The organism is Komagataeibacter rhaeticus, assembly GCF_011611525.1.
Taxonomy (GTDB): domain Bacteria; phylum Pseudomonadota; class Alphaproteobacteria; order Acetobacterales; family Acetobacteraceae; genus Komagataeibacter; species Komagataeibacter rhaeticus.
The window spans coordinates 400,522-416,341 of sequence record NZ_CP050139.1 but is presented as its reverse complement, the minus strand read 5'-3'; the positions used below and the strand labels follow the sequence as shown (position 1 = coordinate 416,341).

Here is a 15,820-nt window from a genome sequence, read left to right as displayed (position 1 = left end):
TGGCGGCAAACCCTCTGGGAGGAGCTTACAAGACGCAATTCCTGTTATGGGACAACCAACCAGCCACCACGCATGATAACGCCTGTACGGCCATTCTGTGCCGTCTGGAGGGCATGTTGCGACACGTGAGCTGCCGAAAGATCGCCGAAACTCTGATGTGTCTTGAGCAGATTACGGTCTTGCCCGGTTCTTCTGGTGTTGCAGGCGTCGGGCGAGCGCGGAGCGGGAGCCCCGTAGGGCGCCAAAGGCGCCGACGCGGGAGAGGAAGATGCTGGTGGAAAGACGATGCGGAATGCATCGTCAGATTATGATTTCACGCCGTAGGCGTGTCCGTTTAGCGCAGCCCTGAAAGGGCGAGCAGGGGGATGCCGGGTGGCAGATCGTGCTATGCACGATCGGGGCGGCCGTAGGCCGCGAGCCGGCGGGGGCGGAGCCCCCAAGAGGCGGTGCTTGGGTTCAATTTTCCTGGAAATTTTAGGGAATAAAAAGTTATCCACAGATTAGATGGTCAAAGAAGGTGTTAAATAGGTGTCAGATTCTGTGTTAAGCGATTTTAGTATCCATTTAACACATTGATATAAAATAGAAATTTCTCATTTTTTTTCCAGTTTGGTATTTAAAACCCCGAATCACTTGACGCAAGTATGTAAAACCCCGAACTTGAGGCATGGTATCTGAAACCCCGAATCTGCCTGTTATCCATGAGGCTCTCCTGCCGGAGCGTCATCCGCAGCATGACTTATTCATCTGCGACGTGGCAGATGCCGTGCTTAAGGACGTGATGCCGCAAATGGAGCATCCGTTCTATTCCTTATCGAAAAAACCCGAGACTTCCGTTCGTCGCTATGAACATAATGGGCAATGGCTGGAAATCACGCCAAGCGTGAAGGGCCTTGCTACAATCTACGATAAAGATATTCTGATCTACTGTATTTCGCAGATTATGGCGAAACTAAAGGCCGGGGAAAAAGTATCGCAACGGGTACGGATCAGCAGCCGTGACTTACTCATTTTCACCAATCGCGGGACGGCAGGTAAGGACTACAAAGCCCTTATCGAAGCCCTCGACCGCCTTGAAGGCACACGTATCCGCACTAACATTGTCACAGGCGACGAAGAACAGGTAGACGGTTTTGGCCTGATCGACGCTTCATCCATCCGCCGCAAACTTGGCCTCGACGGTCGCCTGTTGCATTGCGAGATCAAGCTGTCGGATTGGGTCTTTAATGCAATTAAGAGTAATGATGTTCTGACACTGAATCGTGATTATTTCCGGCTACGCAAACCGCTGGAACGACGCGTTTACGAACTAGCCCGCAAACATTGCGGTCAGCAAGTGGCATGGAAAGCCTCTCTTGAGATCCTACTGAAAAAATCAGGCTCTCAAAGCCCAGAAAAATTGTTCCGACAGATGATAAAGAACCTCGCTGCAAGCGATCATCTACCGGATTACCGTGTCGAATTCGATCCTCAGAAAGACATGGTAACATTCATCAATCGCGGCACAATGAAAGCTGCCGAACCAGCAACCGAGGCTTGGATGGGGGCGCTTGATCCTGATATTTACGGGGACGCTCGGAACATCGCGCCAGGGTGGGATGTGCATCATCTCGAAAGAGAATGGCGCATGTGGCTGGGTGATAACGAGATCGCTCCGAAGAATCCTGAGCGACATTTTATCAAATTCTGCGAGACGTGGTTTGCTAGCAACTGTGTTTAAGCGGCGGAGCTAATGCGCCATGGCAGGCCTGTTTTGAGGACAGCATTTGCGATTGTGATGAGACGCCGTGCGATAGCGACGATCACCAGTTTATGTGGCTTACCCCGCTGTTTCATGCGTTTGGCGACAGCTTTCAGAACAGGATTATGGGAGGCAGCTGCCAATCCTGCTTGGAACAGGACGTGACGGAGAGATCTTCTTCCCCCTGAAATGACACGTTTCCCCCGCATCGCGCCACTATCGTGAGCCATTGGTGCAAGTCCGGCCATGGCAGCAGCTTCTGTCGCCGTCATACGGCCGAGTTCCGGCATTTCTGCGAGAAGCATGGAGACTGATACCGGGCCGATACCAGGAATGGAGCGGAGAAGTTCTGCTTTCGCGGAGAGTTCTTCTGCCTCTGCGATAACGCTTTCAATCCGTTGTTCGAGCTTGCCCCAGCACCATGCTGAACAACCAGACCTTGCGCACGATGCCTGGCTCGCCGGTGAAGACTGTCTGGAATTCCGCAAAATCGACCTGCGCCTGAACGCCGGCTCCGGTCTCGAAGCGCCGCTCATAAGGCCTGGGCAGCGGGGGGCGGATTTGCCGGAGATATTCCGTCAGCGATGAATAGGCACCGTCATATCCCATGTCGCGAATTTCACGATGCAGCCTGCGCGATGAAAGTCCGGGATAACTTGCCATCCGCTCCAACAGATAGGTTCGATAAGGTTCTGCTGCGCTGGCCACCGGTTTACGCGGTGCATAGGCTGGAGTCTCCAGCCCATTGGCCAGATACTTCTTCACTGTCTTGCGATCGAGCCCTGTCTGGCGCGCGATGGCGCTGATGCTGAGCCCCTGTCTTTTGAGTTCCTGGATCAAAACGACCTCCCTGAGTCCTATCACCTGCTCGCCCTTCCTTTGGCATCAGCAGGGATAAATGTGCCGCGTGATCGTCATGGGGGCATGCCCCCATGACGATCACGCACAGTCCTCAAACTGGGGAATTTTCAACCAGCACATTTGGGGAGATTACAACCAGCACTCACAACTTATGACGGGTGATGTAGCGCGACAGATAGAGGATCGGGATATCTAGAAGTTCTGTCCGGGTCAGATACAGCACGTTCAGGATCCGTCCGATCCGGCCATTTCCGTCCGGAAAGGGATGGATACTCTCAAACTGATGGTGGATCAGGGCCATCTTGATGAGGGGATCCAGATCACACAGCCCGTCATCATTCACGAACCGCTCCAGATCCGACATGTACCGGATGATTTCCCGGGCATCCTGGGGTGGCACAAACACAACTTCACCCGTCCGTTCGTTCTTCAGGGCTGTTCCTGGCGTGGTCCGAAATCCATCTTCCCGTCTCTTGAGCATCTGGAAAATCGCGATCAGCCCCGTGTTCAGAAGCAGACCGTCCGTCACCTTCAACTGCCGGAAGCCCAGATGCAGGGCATCGCGATACAGGGCGACTTCCTTGGCCGCGACAGAGTCCGGTCCTTCAGGAAACAGTTCCGCCTGAAAGAGCTCATCCTGGGTCGTGACGATGTTCTCCACCTCGGATGACGCCTTTGCTTCCTGCAAGGCCAGCGTATCGATCAGGATCCCCTGATTGGGAATGGTCGCAGCCCGTCCCTTCAGTTCTGCTAGCGCCCGGTTAGCCTTGGCCAAGGCCTTGAGGACTGGAACCGTTTCCAGATCCACCTGAGGTGGCAAGCGATGAATCTCGTAGGTGGGCGTTAACATGATCATTCTTACGTGTTAGAAAAACAGGTAATTAATAACACGTTTTCCTGCCATGTAAAAGAAACCGAAGTTCCTTTAACGCGACATTTCTCCGCCATTCCATTGTTGCAACCTGGGTTATGGCTAAAGGGGCTCGGGTTTTCGCAGCCCCTTTCCTGCATGCCCGTACCAACGGTGCAATGATGTATGAAGACCAGATATTTATGGGTAGGCGTAGTGTCGGTTCCGGGTATGTCTATGAGTCGTAGTCGAGAAGACCGTCAGGTCGCAAAACGGTTGGTCTGTCCAATACGGTTGTCAGGGCCACGTTCGTCCTACGACCCACCCGGCCGGATGGTCAGGACACAGGGCTGATCCACCTTCGTCTCGTTGGCTGTTTTCTGGCAGGCGGCGATCCGGTCCTGACTGGCATCCACAAGCCGGTTGGCCCGGACCATATGCCGCAGGCTTTCGGGATTGTCGGCCTCCATCATCAACGCACCGGATTCCCACCGATCCTGCCCGCCCACGATAAAGGAGGCCACGCGCGTCCCCAGTGATGACGGCAGGAGATAGGTCAGGATAGGCGAGAACCCGATCCCGACAGCCAGACAGGCCAGCCCGACCTTCAGCACCCACCAGTTCTGACGGTCCTGGGTGCGCGCCTGCCCGACAATGTCGGTCAGCTGCTGCCGCTCCACCTGCACCGCACGGATCGCGGTATGAAAGGCAGCCTGCATGTCCTGACTGACAGAAAGCCCTGCCTGGCGTACCCCCTGCCCATAGGCCTGCGGCGTCATCTTCAGCGTCGGACTGGCCTCGATCGCCTTCATGCGCGCGCCCACTTCATTCAGGGCTTTCACCAGTCTGGCCAGGTCCGGTGTGTAGTCTGGCGGCCGGTTGTCCCGCCATGCCTGGGGCAGCGCTTCCACGCTGCGCCGGAGCACCGTCATTTCGGCGCACAGATCCTCAAAGGCGCGCGCGGCCGGATCCGTCTCGCTCATGATGGAAAGCCCCCTCATCCAGATTCAGTTTTCCGGCACGTCCAGACGATCATCATCCTGACCAGCCTCTTGCGTTCCGGCCCTTTCCTGCTTCCCGAAAAGCAGCCGCCTTCGCCCTTCTTCCATTGCCAGGAGCGTAAGCCTGTTTGGCCGACTGTCTGAAGCCGCGTTCTGAATAGTCCGTCGCAATCTTTCCGCATTACGCGGACTACTCAGAAGATGCGCTGTCTCCTGACAAACGGCTTGTTCTTCTTCCTGCACAACATCCCTCCCCCGGTAGCCTGCCCCCCGATCAGGCAGCCCGTTCCAGCCCCAGATGTGTCACAAACGGATCAAAGTCCCGGTCACTGTAAAGAAGCCGATACCCGCTTACGATGCATCGTGTGGCAATCAGGGTATCAATGGTCTTCCGGATGGTGATGCCTCTGCCGCGCAGGTCACGAAAATATCGTGCCGCCTCGATCATGACATCACGTCCCCCGATCTCCACCAGATCCAGGGCACCAAGCATCCGCCGTGCCGTGTTGAAATCCCGCTCACTCGCAAATCCCTGGAGAACTTCCGTCATCATCAGATCCCCAATGGCGACAGGTTCTTCTCCCAGAAGCCGGTCCAGAACATCAACCTGTGGCGTCACCGTACCCCGGAAAAAATCGATCCAGACCGAGGAATCCACCAGGATCATGCGTCGGAACGCATGGCATCCAGATCACCCTGCCAGTCGAGCTTCCCCCGCAAGGTACGGAGTTCCCGCTGCTGCTTCAGCCTGATCAGCGTCCGCAACCCGAGTTCGACCGCTTCCTTCTTGGTTTTGACACCAGACGCCTTCAGCGCATCTGTCATGAGGGCATCGTCAATGATGATGTTTGTTCGCATGATGTGTATCTCCAATAGAAATCATACACATTAAATCATCCGCTCTCAAGCATGCCGCAGGACATCAGGTATCCTCCCACGGATTGAGAACCCGCACACCAGCCGCCTCGAAAGGAGACACGTCGCGGCTGGCCACGACATAACCCCGGGATGCAGCGGTTGCTGCAATATAGCCATCTGCCTTGCCAATCGCCCGACCTTCTGACCTGGCCCGCACCATCAGTTCGGCATAGGCCTGGGACGCCGCCAGATCGAACGACAGGACACGCCCCGCGAACAAGGGCAATACCTCCTGTTCCAGCCGCTCATGCAGTACAGAACGCCGCCGACCAGACGGCATCGCCCCGATCCCGAAACGCAGTTCCGCCACCGTGACGGCAGACAGAAAAAGCGTCTCGATCGCCTGTCCATCGATCCAGGCCAGAACACGCTGCTCCGGGACGGGCTTCCACGGCTCCGAGATCACATTTGTATCGAGCAGGATCATTCGAAGGACATCGGCTCGGCCGGGGTCTGATCGCGGCTCTGCAAGGCCGCAATATCCTGATCACACACACCGGCCTCCCGACCGATGGACGCCAGAAGCGATCCCAGCCGGACCCGCTGCGGCGGCCGGACGGCCGCTTCCAGAATGGTCCGGATCTCCGCTTCCGTACTGCGTCCATGCAGCATGGCCTGCGCCTTCAGCGCCCGATGCGTCTCTTCCGGAAGATTACGAATAACCACAGAAGACATGACAGGACTCCTCATTTCTCAAGATTGATATCATAAATATCATTTCGATATTTTTCCAGAAAAACCCTATATCCCCTCATCCAGATTCAGTTTTCCGGCACGTCCAGACGATCATCGTCCCTGATCTGCCCCTTTGTTCCGATCCGCTCCAGAAGCGCTTTGGCACGAGCAGGCGTGGTCCGTGTCGCCCGTGCGGAAAAATACCGTTCCGCTTCTGCCTGCCCACCCAGCCGGGCCGCGACAGCCGTCGCAACAAAAAGGTTCATGCTGACACCTGAAAGCGCCGCCTGACGCGTTGCGGCTTCCCGCATATCTTCCGGAAGCCGAAGCTGGATTTTACTGCTACTCATCCTCTCATCCTTCGCAAAAGAACACCTGGCCGCACTGCTGGAATACCGAACCGTGATACGGCCCGCTGCATGTCTTTCAGATTGAACGTGGCGATCGCATCCGCATTCCCGTTGATCGCTGTCTCAACCACAAGTTCATCATCACCATGCGCACCTGTCGGTCGCCACCTGTAATCAAAAGAAACCGGCACGCAGCACCCTGCAAGTCCATCAAGAACCTCCAGAACTTCATCCCCCTGAACGCCCATTCGGAAAAGATTTTCAGAGCGACGCAACACCGCCTCGTATTCGACCAGGAGGGTCGTGGAGAGCAGCAGACTGAAATTCCCATCCAAGGCCCCCAGCAAAAGCTGCCGGGACGCTCCGTCCGGTGACATGAATCCCGAAAGAACAACATCCGTATCAAGAACAACGCGCATAGTGACATCATATATGACGTCACTGGTTAACGTAAATCAAAATCTCCTACATCCCCATATCCATATCCCGCCCCCTGGAGCGCGACAGCGAGCGCGTGCGCTGCGGCTGCAATCCATGATCGAGCGTCGATCCCTTCCGGACGCCCAGTTCGTGCCCCTTCTGCCGCAGGAGGGACTCAAGCGGCGCGTCCCGCTGCAGCTCCTTAAGCGCCACACCCTGCTGCTCGCGGCTCAGCCCGTCCCACGCCTTCACGAACCGCGCAGCCCGCAACTCGGGGGAATGCCGCACCTTGTCCTCGTGCTCCAGCCCCTCGACCAGCCTGCGCGCCCGTGCCGGCCCTTCCAGCCCGTACAGGGCCTGCCGGATCTCCGGCTCATGCTTCACGGCGGTTTCCAGAGCGATCACCGCCCCGGGCCGTAGCCGTTCCAGGGCCGTGCTGGCGTCAAGCCATGCCTTCTTCTGGTGCTCCAGCACCGGCAGGTCCTGCTCCACCATGCGCCCGATGTCCCGCACCGCCCGCGCATACTGCTCCACCGCCTGGTGGAGCGGATCACCACCCGGCACAAACCCGCCCAGCCCGGCAGGCACCTGCGCGCGCTGCACACGCGGCAGCCGCAACCCGGCAAAGGGCGAGGCGGGAGCTTCACGCTCAACCCCACTTTCCCCCTTACTGGCCCCGGCATTCATCCCGGCCGACACGTCTTTTTCCGATGTGCGACGACCAAGCCTCACGGACAGGTCCAGCCCGTCGAACATCCCACGCTTCCGCTGTGCCGGTGCCGGATCTGGCGTACGGACAGCTTCGGCCTGCCTGTCCTTCTGGGGGCCAGAGGCAGCCTTCTCACGCTCCACCACGATCTCGCTCTCGGGGACATGCAGCTCGCGTCGTCGCGCAAACCCGGCATCCCGATCCCGGACATGCAGGTAATCCAGCGTGGTATCCTTCAGCCGCTCGCGCGACAGCCGCCGCACCAGCCCGTCCCGGTCGCCGACATCATCCCGGCCCCAATGAACGGACACGCTCTCCCGGTGGCGCGACAGCGCCACATAGGCCCCGTGCCGGTCCAGGCTCCCCGTCGCCAGCACATGCGCCCGGTCCACCGTCACACCCTGCGATTTGTGAATGGTGGCCGCATAGCCATGATCCAGCGCGTCATAATCAGCCACCGACACGGACACGACCCGGCCAGTCCCGGCACCACCCGGCCCGTCGAGCTGCACCGACAGCACGAGATCCCCGGCCTCGACCGACCCCGTGATGCCCCGCACCGTGCCCAGCGTGCCGTTCTTCACCCCCAGCGCCCGGTCATTGCGCAGGAAGTAGATACGCTCCCCGTCCGCGAACACCCGCTCGCCCTGGGCGGTCGGCACCAGCACATCATCACCCAGTTCACCCGCGTCCCGCCGGATCTCCCGCGCCGCCTCGTTCAGCGCCCGCACATCGACACGCCGATGCGCCAGCATGATCTGGCTTTCCTCTGGCGCGGCCTGACGCGCTTCATCCCACCCGGCCACTACCCCGGCCCGCGCCTCTTCCAGCGTGTCATGCCCGCACACCAGGCCGGCCGCCTCATAGCGCTCCAGCGCCCTATCCGTCCGCCCGGTTGCAAGCTCTTTCGTGGCCGCCTGCTGCCAGCCTTCACGCTGCCGGCGCACCGTCGTGATTTCCACAGACCCGACCCGCTCGGCTACCGCCCGGAACGCACCACCAGCCTCGATCGCCTGCAACTGCTCGGGATCACCCACCAGCACCACCTTGGCCCCGGCACCACGCGCGGCCGACAGCACCCGCTCCATCTGCCGTGACCCCACCATGCCGGCCTCATCCACCACCAGCACATCCCCGCGCTCCAGCAGGTCGAACCCACGCGCCCACGCACGCTCCAGGGAGGCCAGCGTCCGGCTCTCGATCCCGGACCCGGATTCCAGCCCTTCCGCTGCAATCCCCGACAGCGCTGCCCCGCGCACCCGATACCCGGCCTCTTCCCATGCCGCGCGGGCGACACCCAGCATGGTGCTCTTCCCCGTCCCGGCATACCCGACCACCACGGACAGGTCGCGGGACTTCGTGACCTCGCCCACCGCCAGCGCCTGCTCGTCCCCAAGCCCGTCCCGCGCCATCGCCGCCCGACGCACCGCCAGCGGCACCGCATGACCCTGGGACTGTCCCATCGCGAGCGATGCCTCTTCCAGACGCTGCTCGACCCCGATCATCTCCCATGTGGAGAACCGTTCCCGCCCATGACCATCTTTCCCGAGCGCGACCAACTCTGGACACGCCTCCACCCGAACCATGACAGCACTGAACTGTTCTGCGTCTGCCGTATGCCGGTCCACGAACCGCGCCAGGTCCCGCCGGGTAAACGTGCTCTGCTGTCGCGTCAGCGCCTCCAGCGCCACATGCGGCTCGGCCAGCAACCTTTCCCCATTGCGCCGCGCGATCTCCAGATGATCGGCAACCCGCTCCGCGTCCTCGCCCCGCTCTTCCCGGCGCATCCCGGCCGGACCGATCTTGTTCTGTGGCTCAAGGTCGATCCCCTGTGCGGCGAACGACCGATGGTCGATCCGCACATCGAGGTCCAGCTCGGCCAGCCGTTCATTGGCGAGCGACGCCCACCGCTCCCGCCATGTCAGCAGCAGATCCCTGTCATTCCATGAACGCTCTTTCGCACCGAACCCGATGGAAGGCTGATCCTGCGCCAGCCCCAGGCCTTCATGCCGCAACCGTGCCGCAGCAATCAGTCGCGCTGTTCTTCCAGCCGCTGCAAGCGCTTCTCCAGCGTCGAGAGCTTCAGCAGGATGCCGCGCTGCGTCTCCCGAATTTCCGTCAGCAGACGGATCATGAGCTTGAGTGGATCGTCCTCCCCTTTCTGCTCCATCAGGTCCAGGATCCGGCGTGATGTCGTATGCGCCCCCGCCGCCTCGTTCAGGATGCGGGATTCCGTCTCGTCTTCCATGCACAGCCTCTCCGGTTCTGACTTCGATCCGCCGCGTGGACAGCATCACATGGGCATGGGGCTTCGCCTGTCCGTCTTCGCCAATATCCCAATGCACATTGAGATCGGCCACCATGCCGCGTTCCACGAACTGCTCCCGCACGAAATCCCGTGCCAGCGCGATCCCCTGCGCCTGGGTCATTTCGCGCGGGATTGAAAACTCTACTTCGCGGGCAAGCTGGGCATCCCTGCGCTTCTCGATCGCCTCGACCTCGTTCCATAGGGTCGCACGATCAAGAAACCGTTCCGGCGCGCCATCGGGCAGCAGGATCTCGGAATGCACCACGCCGCTCTTGTTGGAAAAGTCATGGTCGCGATCTAGCCGCAAATCATGCAGGCGGGACGCTGCACGATAGGCTGCCGCCGCCACGGCGCTCCGGCCGGTGGCACGGCTGATGACCTTTGCATGCAGGTGATAGATCGCCATGGACGCGATCTTATCACATCCTTTAAGCGCATGTCACGAAGTGACATATAAGCGCGCACTCACATTTTACTGTGCCACAAGGGTTGATTGCTCTGGATGAGTGACGCGGTTCTCGCCTGTGTGATAGAGTATGGCACAGACCAGCAGGACAGAGGACCGGAAATGCGCAGGCCACGGGACATTGATGCGGAACTGAAGGCGCTTCAGGAAAAGACCAGGCAGCTTAAGGCGCAAAAAACCCTCCAGCTCGGTGAACTGGTCGAGGCGACGGGAGCCGATACCCTGTCCATCGAGGCGCTGGCCGGGGTGCTGCTTGCGGCTGTCGAACAGGCGGACGGCAAACCCGAAGCCGTCGCGAGGTGGACCGAACGGGGGACGGCGTTCTTTCAGGCCTGTGCAAAAAAGGGCGGCCGGAAAGGAACCGGAAACGATCAGAACGGAGCTTCTGGCGCTTGAAAGACGGATCAGGAAGCAGGAAGCCCTGATCCATCGCTATCAGGCACGAAAGGCACGCACCGACATGCGCGACTGGGCGAAGGCGCGACGGGAACGCACCCATCATCTGATCGAACTGGGCGGCCTGGTCCAGAAGGCGGGACTGGTCGATCTGACCGATGATGACCGCGCCACCCTGCTCGGGGCTTTTCTGGATATTGCAGGACAGCTCCAGGGCAGCAATGATACTGCTCCGGTTGACCTGAAAGCACGCTGGAGACGTGCGGGGCTTCATGCCTTCGACAGGGACCGGGAACATGACAGGACAACAGGCAGACGTGACCATGACTGACCACGAGACACGATCATCCGAAGCTGACACGCTGCGGGAGCTTACGACCCGGATTGTCGCTGCCTATGTCAGCAGCAATACGGTTCCGGCGGATACCCTGCCAGGCCTCATCGCCTCGGTATTTCAGGCGCTTGGCGGTCCGGGACAGGCGACGACCGGAACACCGGATATGGTGCCGGCCGTACCTGTGAAAAAATCCGTGTTTCCAGACTACATTGTCTGTCTGGAGGACGGGAAAAAAATGAAGATGCTCAAGCGCCATCTTCGTACTGTCTATGGCATGACACCCGAGCAGTATCGGGAAAAATGGGGCCTGCCTGAAAGCTACCCGATGACCCCCCATCCTACGCAGCCCGACGCTCTGCCCTGGCACAGGAGATTGGACTAGGGCGGGTCATCAAGGCGACACCGGCCCCTTCGGAAACATCAGGAACTGGGGTGCCGGTCACACGCCTGCCAGAGAAGAAACGCGGACGCAGGCCAAAACTGGCCTGAAGGTCCAGACCGGGAGAAACGGGACATGAAGGCATGGGCCGCCAGCCTCGGCAGGGATAACCCGCTCCCCCTGCCACAACCCGGGCAATAAGGGGGACGCTCTCGCACACCGCAGGAAGGTAACGAGGCGTACATTGGTCACGGCTATCCGTCAGGTCATACCGGATCAGATCGGTGGTTACGACGAAATCCTCGGCCGCTTCGTCACTGTGCAGCGAGGGCATGGACCTGTTTTTGCTGCTCATGGTGGTCGATCTCCTTCTCGTGCAGGAAAGTGGGCAAAGAAAGGCCACAGCCACTCTTATGCGTGTACCGTCTTCCCGCGCCGTGAAGATCGTGCAGATCCCGCGTCTGTTTTCGTGGGCGCCTTACGTAAGGCGCGATTCATAATTTCACGCAGCGCATCATTCATACGTGTCTGATAGCCAGGCCCGTCCTTCTCGAAGAAAGCCACGACATCAGCGTCAAACCGCACGGTTTTCTGCACTTTACGGGGTCGATAGAAGCGCCCCCGTTCCGCATGTGACCAGTCACGAATTTCTGGGGCTTCATCATCCGTCACAATCTGATTGTCAGGCATGGCCTCCACAGCCCGTAACGCCTGAAGCAGTTCAGAGTCCATTTTCGTATGCTTTGCGCTCATGGGCAGTTGCCTTTCTTACGCTGATAATACGACCGTATTCTTCGCCATCCTCCTCGTCTTCCACGGGTTCTGTATGAACGACGAAGAGAGTTGTGATGCCCCGTATCTTCCCTATGGTTCGCCACCTGTCCCCATCTGGATGGGGATCAGGGACAGACAATGCGAGCGGATCGCCGTCGAGAACAAACCTGCCGGTTTCCAGAGGTAGCTTATGCTTCTCCCTGTTTTTTGAATCCTTTTCAGGATCCCATACCCATATGGTCACAATCCGCTCCAGTAGTTACGGAATTGTAGTTACAACAGTATGATTTTTCAAGCCCGCATTCCTGCAACGGATTAACTCAATTCCCGATGACAGGATTCTACCACAGGCTCCCAATGTTCTCTGCCGAAGCAAGAAAAACTCAGTCTTCCTGTTGAGATATCAGCCGGATCTGGGCGATCATTTCATCGGCTGTGATCTCTCCGCACTGGCGGGCATCCATGATTGCGGTGAGCGAGCGTATATCTGTGCCCACCTTATGTAACGATAACGTAATAATTATCTGCGGGTTTCCTGTGGCCGGAAAACTCATATCCCTCCCTTCCCCTGCTTCAGCGAAACGTCCTGATCCCATCGAACATGGACATTGTCGATGACGCACAGGGTTCTCGGGCGCTGCGGTCACCAGAAACACGTGGACACAGACCGGAACGGGCCTGATGATCCGGCCTGGGAGGAACACCATCATGGAAACAGGTCATTCCGATCGGGAAGCCGAAAAGAACGAAGCGACACGCCAGGCACTGGCCCAGGCGGATGCCGGATTGTTCATCAGTGGTGAAGCGGTGAAGGCATGGGCGGCCAGCCTCGGGACCGATCATCCCCTTCCCCTGCCTGAACCCGGGCAATAAGGCGGTCGGAGTTCCGTAGAAGGGTGAATGTGACGGTCTATCGCAGGCCGGTGACAAGGACCGCTGCGCCTGGCGCCAGGGCAGCTGTCGGTTTTCTGGATCCTGACCCTTCGATTTCGTCCTCCCAATTATGGAAAATCATTGGAAAGCCGCCATTGTCAGTGTCGCTAATCGGACCCCCCTTTAATATGTCTGTCCATGGCCTACACCTTTCTCCAGTCCCGGCACCCCACAACGGTCGGGCGGGAAAAAAGAGTCACTGGCCCACCTCCACAGACCAGTCTGCCAGCCTTACGACAGACCATTCCTGATCGCATCCCACGGACCACCCACCCGCACGATGGAAGCCTTCTGCCTCAGTGGCGCTGGTTTTTGTGCCCGTATGTCGCTTGCAGTCTTTCCTGCAGGTAGTCATGCCCGGTGACAGGCGGATAATGCGCATGCTCGCCGGAACGGGTTACGATCGGCTCGACCAATGCATCCGCATCGGGATCGAGGAAGAAAGCGATCGAATACCGCTCGCCTGCAGGGCGCAATACCCGATGCGGGGTCGAGACATACACATCATTGCTCCACCGCATCAGGCAGTCACCGATATTGCAGATGAACGTGCTGGGAATCAGCGGGGCGTCTGTCCAGTCGCTACCGCGCGGACGTACCTGCAGACCCGATACGCCATTAACCGCAAGGATCGTGACATTGCCGTAATCGGTATGGGCACCCGCCCCCGGTGCCGTGCTGGCCTGTTGCGCGGGCGGATAGCGCAGCAGGCGTAGCGTGGCCATGGGATGCCTGAATTTATCGACAAAGAAATCCTCATCTACCCCCAGATCACGGGCAAAACCGCGATGCAGTGCCGCGCCGATATCGAGGCAGGTGGCGAAATATGCCATCATCAGATCCTGCCATCCCGGTAGAGCAGGCCATGCGTCCTGGCCACCAGGCTGGTTAGGGCTGATGTTGAAGGCCTCCTTACGGTCGGGCAGGGAAGTCGTATCAAGCCGTTCGACCCCCAGCCCCACATAGCCCCGATTCCGGCCCACGCGGCTCATGGCCACGGCTTCCTTGGCGGCGGCGGGCTGGGCGAAGAACGTGTGCGAGGCCTCGAAGAGCTTCGCTATCTATCGTATCGGGAGATACCCCGTGGCCGGTAATGTAGAAAAAGCCGGTCTCGCGGCAGGCCCTGCCGATGGCGCTGGCCACGGCCTCCCGCTCCGCATCGTTACCCTGGCGCAGGGGGGCAATGTCGATAACAGGAATGTTATGGGTCATGGGACTGCTCCTATTTACCTCAGGACCGGCACAAAACCGTTACAGGTCCAAAATGCATAAGAGTATTTTTTTAAATCTTACATAATGGAATTTTAAATGTATACATTCGTTATTTATATATCTTTTAGTAATTTTTGCTATTTTTTTGGTGTCTGTGAACTTTGGTCTTGTATTGATACATTTTAATTGTGTGGTATTTTAAAAAAATAATTTATTATTACCTCAATATGTGAGTTATGCGACCTTTCTTGGTCGGCCGCCTTTGACACCATTTCGACGTGCCGCTGCGGCTTTTGCTGGCGATGCCTGTCGGCCTGCCTTTGCCGCCATGTAAGCACGGGACCCAAACAGGCCCGCCATCAGTTCCGGCACCAGTAGGTCAGCATCCAGTGCCTCCCAGTGCAGGCCGTAGCCACCCATGATTTCGACCTGGGCCAGTTGCTCTGGCGTTGCTCTCTCAAGGCCCTGAGCCTGTGAGGCAGGGAATTCAAAGCGGGTGCCATTGGACAGCTCAACGGTTACGCGCCCTGTCGTGGCATCGTACCCAGCAGCAATCGCCTGGGGCACTGTCTCACGCCGAATGCGACCACGTTCATAAGCGGCATCCATCTGCTTTTCGATGTCATGATCGTTGCGCATCAATCGTCCTCCATGCGGCCAATAGGGCTTCGCGTTGTTCCACCGCGATCCTGAACGCTTCGCGTACGTCTGCTCGCTTCACGCCGGGGGCAATCTCCCGGATCGTTGCCTCGGTTTCCCCAAGGTTGATGATGATTTCACGGCCATCATAGAACACATGGATATGGGCCGGATCATGGTCATTTGCATAGATCATGAACCTGAAGCGACCCACTCGGTGAACTGTTGGCATGGTCACATCCTACCACAAAACCCAACACGATGGGTATTTTTATTATGACCAGGGTAGGGATCGGTACATAGAACGGGCACAGATATACGCTGTGTCGTCACCAACCTGCGTGGCGGGAATGCCGGATGGCTTTACGACACCCTCTACTGCGCCCGGGGACAGGTGGGAAACCTGATCAGGCTGCACAAGGGGCAACTGGCCTCAGACCGGACAGGCTGTCGCTCGTCTCGCGCAAATCAGGTCCGCCTCGTGTTGCACACCGCCGCCTACTGGCTGATGCTGACGGTGCGCGAGGCCATCCCCAGACCCCAGCCGCTCGCTACGGCCGAATTCACCACGTTACGCATGCGCCTGATCAAGGTCGCCGGCCGGGTTATCGAGACCGCAACCCGGGTTCGCATCGCATTCGCCGCAGCATGCCCCGAAGCCGCACTCTGCGCCGGTATCGCCCGGGGTCTGCAACCCGTCGGACCGTGACAGGCGGGGCTGTCGCCCCCGAACCCGCCCCAGCCCGCCAACTCAAGCGCCGACCAATCCTCACTCTGAAATCAGCCTCCAGGATCGCGTAGACCCCGCGCGTCCAGAATCAGGAAACCTCAAAAAGTCACAACCCGTGAAT

Annotated in this window: 21 protein-coding genes and 3 pseudogenes; 6 read left to right on the top strand and 18 right to left on the bottom strand. The window is 58.7% G+C overall.

Features of this window, described 5'->3' with window-relative positions:
• Window positions 1-667: 667 nt before the first annotated feature.
• Window positions 668-1,720: a replication initiator protein A gene (locus GWK63_RS02025; protein WP_039998278.1), complete on the top strand. Its 1,053-nt coding sequence runs from the start codon at window positions 668-670 to the stop codon at window positions 1,718-1,720.
• Here the strand turns inward: GWK63_RS02025 and GWK63_RS02020 are convergent.
• From GWK63_RS02020 to traA, 11 genes are all read right to left on the bottom strand, one after another.
• Complete coding sequence (locus GWK63_RS02020; RefSeq protein WP_240919163.1) at window positions 1,717-2,046, bottom strand: transposase; 330 nt, start codon at window positions 2,044-2,046, stop codon at window positions 1,717-1,719. The two genes, GWK63_RS02025 and GWK63_RS02020, sit on opposite strands and share 4 nt — an antisense overlap.
• 85 nt (window positions 2,047-2,131) lie before the next feature.
• Complete coding sequence (locus GWK63_RS02015; RefSeq protein ID WP_240919162.1) at window positions 2,132-2,581, bottom strand: hypothetical protein; 450 nt, start codon at window positions 2,579-2,581, stop codon at window positions 2,132-2,134.
• Window positions 2,582-2,744: 163 nt separating this feature from the next.
• A complete protein-coding gene (locus GWK63_RS02010) occupies window positions 2,745-3,452 on the bottom strand; it encodes a Fic family protein (RefSeq protein WP_223846617.1) in 708 nt (235 codons plus the stop codon).
• A gap of 314 nt (window positions 3,453-3,766) precedes the next feature.
• Window positions 3,767-4,435 (bottom strand): DUF6118 family protein, encoded by a 669-nt coding sequence (locus GWK63_RS02005; protein WP_025439951.1) that lies wholly within the window; start codon window positions 4,433-4,435, stop codon window positions 3,767-3,769.
• Between the two features lie 292 nt (window positions 4,436-4,727).
• On the bottom strand, window positions 4,728-5,120 hold the full coding sequence (vapC, locus tag GWK63_RS02000; protein ID WP_007396299.1) for a type II toxin-antitoxin system VapC family toxin: 393 nt from the start codon (window positions 5,118-5,120) through the stop codon (window positions 4,728-4,730).
• Window positions 5,117-5,311 (bottom strand): type II toxin-antitoxin system VapB family antitoxin, encoded by a 195-nt coding sequence (locus tag GWK63_RS01995; RefSeq protein WP_010512461.1) that lies wholly within the window; start codon window positions 5,309-5,311, stop codon window positions 5,117-5,119. The genes vapC and GWK63_RS01995 overlap by 4 nt, the downstream gene beginning before the upstream one ends.
• 64 nt (window positions 5,312-5,375) lie before the next feature.
• The gene (locus GWK63_RS01990) at window positions 5,376-5,798 is read right to left on the bottom strand and encodes a type II toxin-antitoxin system VapC family toxin (RefSeq protein ID WP_007396297.1); all 423 of its coding nucleotides are present in this window, start codon (window positions 5,796-5,798) and stop codon (window positions 5,376-5,378) included.
• Window positions 5,795-6,046, bottom strand: a complete 252-nt coding sequence (locus GWK63_RS01985; protein WP_039733231.1) for a FitA-like ribbon-helix-helix domain-containing protein — start codon at window positions 6,044-6,046, stop codon at window positions 5,795-5,797. The genes GWK63_RS01990 and GWK63_RS01985 overlap by 4 nt, the downstream gene beginning before the upstream one ends.
• An 86-nt stretch (window positions 6,047-6,132) precedes the next feature.
• Window positions 6,133-6,312: a toxin-antitoxin system HicB family antitoxin gene (locus GWK63_RS01980; protein ID WP_240471409.1), complete on the bottom strand. Its 180-nt coding sequence runs from the start codon at window positions 6,310-6,312 to the stop codon at window positions 6,133-6,135.
• Between the two features lie 80 nt (window positions 6,313-6,392).
• A complete protein-coding gene (locus GWK63_RS01975; protein ID WP_007396294.1) occupies window positions 6,393-6,815 on the bottom strand; it encodes a putative toxin-antitoxin system toxin component, PIN family in 423 nt (140 codons plus the stop codon).
• A gap of 46 nt (window positions 6,816-6,861) precedes the next feature.
• The gene (gene traA, locus GWK63_RS01970; RefSeq protein ID WP_166498088.1) at window positions 6,862-10,239 is read right to left on the bottom strand and encodes a Ti-type conjugative transfer relaxase TraA; all 3,378 of its coding nucleotides are present in this window, start codon (window positions 10,237-10,239) and stop codon (window positions 6,862-6,864) included.
• A gap of 96 nt (window positions 10,240-10,335) precedes the next feature.
• Here traA and GWK63_RS01965 point away from each other — a divergent pair, with 96 nt between their 5' ends.
• The 3 genes and pseudogenes from GWK63_RS01965 (at window position 10,336) to GWK63_RS01955 (ending at window position 11,521) form a co-directional block, all read left to right on the top strand.
• The gene (locus tag GWK63_RS01965; RefSeq protein WP_191011408.1) at window positions 10,336-10,695 is read left to right on the top strand and encodes a conjugal transfer protein TraD; all 360 of its coding nucleotides are present in this window, start codon (window positions 10,336-10,338) and stop codon (window positions 10,693-10,695) included.
• 64 nt (window positions 10,696-10,759) lie between these two features.
• Complete coding sequence (locus tag GWK63_RS01960) at window positions 10,760-11,026, top strand: conjugal transfer protein TraD (protein WP_053323887.1); 267 nt, start codon at window positions 10,760-10,762, stop codon at window positions 11,024-11,026.
• Window positions 11,019-11,521: pseudogene (locus GWK63_RS01955) on the top strand (MucR family transcriptional regulator). The gene GWK63_RS01960 and the pseudogene GWK63_RS01955 overlap by 8 nt, the downstream one beginning before the upstream one ends.
• Before the next feature lie 301 nt (window positions 11,522-11,822).
• Here GWK63_RS01955 and GWK63_RS01950 read toward each other — a convergent pair.
• The 3 genes from GWK63_RS01950 to GWK63_RS01940 all read right to left on the bottom strand — a co-directional run bounded on the left by GWK63_RS01950 (window position 11,823) and on the right by GWK63_RS01940 (window position 12,895).
• A complete protein-coding gene (locus GWK63_RS01950) occupies window positions 11,823-12,164 on the bottom strand; it encodes a BrnA antitoxin family protein (protein ID WP_007396313.1) in 342 nt (113 codons plus the stop codon).
• Window positions 12,133-12,429, bottom strand: coding sequence for a BrnT family toxin (locus GWK63_RS01945; protein WP_010518357.1), 297 nt, complete (start codon window positions 12,427-12,429; stop codon window positions 12,133-12,135). The genes GWK63_RS01950 and GWK63_RS01945 overlap by 32 nt, the downstream gene beginning before the upstream one ends.
• 139 nt (window positions 12,430-12,568) lie before the next feature.
• Window positions 12,569-12,895 carry a hypothetical protein gene (locus GWK63_RS01940; protein WP_139064245.1) on the bottom strand — a complete coding sequence of 109 codons (327 nt, stop codon included), beginning with the start codon at window positions 12,893-12,895 and terminating at the stop codon, window positions 12,569-12,571.
• Between GWK63_RS01940 and GWK63_RS01935 the strand changes: the two genes are divergently transcribed.
• Window positions 12,894-13,058, top strand: a complete 165-nt coding sequence (locus tag GWK63_RS01935) for a hypothetical protein (RefSeq protein ID WP_166498087.1) — start codon at window positions 12,894-12,896, stop codon at window positions 13,056-13,058. The genes GWK63_RS01940 and GWK63_RS01935 overlap by 2 nt on opposite strands.
• Window positions 13,059-13,414: 356 nt before the next feature.
• Here GWK63_RS01935 and GWK63_RS17390 read toward each other — a convergent pair whose 3' ends face one another.
• The 4 genes and pseudogenes from GWK63_RS17390 to GWK63_RS01920 all read right to left on the bottom strand — a co-directional run bounded on the left by GWK63_RS17390 (window position 13,415) and on the right by GWK63_RS01920 (window position 15,201).
• Window positions 13,415-14,179 carry an isopenicillin N synthase family dioxygenase gene (locus tag GWK63_RS17390; RefSeq protein WP_317983811.1) on the bottom strand — a complete coding sequence of 255 codons (765 nt, stop codon included), beginning with the start codon at window positions 14,177-14,179 and terminating at the stop codon, window positions 13,415-13,417.
• A 73-nt stretch (window positions 14,180-14,252) separates the two neighbouring features.
• Window positions 14,253-14,330 (bottom strand): annotated as a pseudogene (locus tag GWK63_RS17445) (hypothetical protein); the annotation flags it as partial.
• A 234-nt stretch (window positions 14,331-14,564) separates the two neighbouring features.
• A complete protein-coding gene (locus GWK63_RS01925) occupies window positions 14,565-14,969 on the bottom strand; it encodes a DUF2442 domain-containing protein (protein WP_007396285.1) in 405 nt (134 codons plus the stop codon).
• Window positions 14,953-15,201 (bottom strand): DUF4160 domain-containing protein, encoded by a 249-nt coding sequence (locus GWK63_RS01920; protein ID WP_223846616.1) that lies wholly within the window; start codon window positions 15,199-15,201, stop codon window positions 14,953-14,955. The genes GWK63_RS01925 and GWK63_RS01920 overlap by 17 nt, the downstream gene beginning before the upstream one ends.
• Window positions 15,202-15,276: 75 nt before the next feature.
• Between GWK63_RS01920 and GWK63_RS01915 the strand changes: the two are divergent.
• A pseudogene (locus GWK63_RS01915) lies at window positions 15,277-15,678 on the top strand (transposase); the annotation flags it as partial.
• Between the last annotated feature and the right edge of the window lie 142 nt (window positions 15,679-15,820).

Bases quoted from the DNA above. Each gene is read 5' to 3' on its own strand.
- GWK63_RS01940 (WP_139064245.1), bottom strand. From the start codon at position 12,895: ATGATGGTGTTCCTCCCAGGCCGGATCATCAGGCCCGTTCCGGTCTGT.
- GWK63_RS02005 (WP_025439951.1), bottom strand. From the start codon at position 4,435: ATGAGCGAGACGGATCCGGCCGCGCGCGCCTTTGAGGATCTGTGCGCC.
- GWK63_RS01920 (WP_223846616.1), bottom strand. From the start codon at position 15,201: ATGCCAACAGTTCACCGAGTGGGTCGCTTCAGGTTCATGATCTATGCA.
- GWK63_RS02010 (WP_223846617.1), bottom strand. From the start codon at position 3,452: ATGTTAACGCCCACCTACGAGATTCATCGCTTGCCACCTCAGGTGGAT.
- GWK63_RS01985 (WP_039733231.1), bottom strand. From the start codon at position 6,046: ATGTCTTCTGTGGTTATTCGTAATCTTCCGGAAGAGACGCATCGGGCG.
- GWK63_RS01975 (WP_007396294.1), bottom strand. From the start codon at position 6,815: ATGCGCGTTGTTCTTGATACGGATGTTGTTCTTTCGGGATTCATGTCA.
- GWK63_RS01925 (WP_007396285.1), bottom strand. From the start codon at position 14,969: ATGCGCAACGATCATGACATCGAAAAGCAGATGGATGCCGCTTATGAA.
- GWK63_RS01990 (WP_007396297.1), bottom strand. From the start codon at position 5,798: ATGATCCTGCTCGATACAAATGTGATCTCGGAGCCGTGGAAGCCCGTC.
- GWK63_RS02025 (WP_039998278.1), top strand. From the start codon at position 668: ATGGTATCTGAAACCCCGAATCTGCCTGTTATCCATGAGGCTCTCCTG.
- GWK63_RS01950 (WP_007396313.1), bottom strand. From the start codon at position 12,164: ATGAGCGCAAAGCATACGAAAATGGACTCTGAACTGCTTCAGGCGTTA.
- GWK63_RS01995 (WP_010512461.1), bottom strand. From the start codon at position 5,311: ATGCGAACAAACATCATCATTGACGATGCCCTCATGACAGATGCGCTG.
- GWK63_RS01965 (WP_191011408.1), top strand. From the start codon at position 10,336: ATGAGTGACGCGGTTCTCGCCTGTGTGATAGAGTATGGCACAGACCAG.
- GWK63_RS01980 (WP_240471409.1), bottom strand. From the start codon at position 6,312: ATGAACCTTTTTGTTGCGACGGCTGTCGCGGCCCGGCTGGGTGGGCAG.
- vapC (WP_007396299.1), bottom strand. From the start codon at position 5,120: ATGATCCTGGTGGATTCCTCGGTCTGGATCGATTTTTTCCGGGGTACG.
- traA (WP_166498088.1), bottom strand. From the start codon at position 10,239: ATGGCGATCTATCACCTGCATGCAAAGGTCATCAGCCGTGCCACCGGC.
- GWK63_RS01960 (WP_053323887.1), top strand. From the start codon at position 10,760: ATGCGCGACTGGGCGAAGGCGCGACGGGAACGCACCCATCATCTGATC.
- GWK63_RS01935 (WP_166498087.1), top strand. From the start codon at position 12,894: ATGGAAACAGGTCATTCCGATCGGGAAGCCGAAAAGAACGAAGCGACA.
- GWK63_RS02020 (WP_240919163.1), bottom strand. From the start codon at position 2,046: ATGCTTCTCGCAGAAATGCCGGAACTCGGCCGTATGACGGCGACAGAA.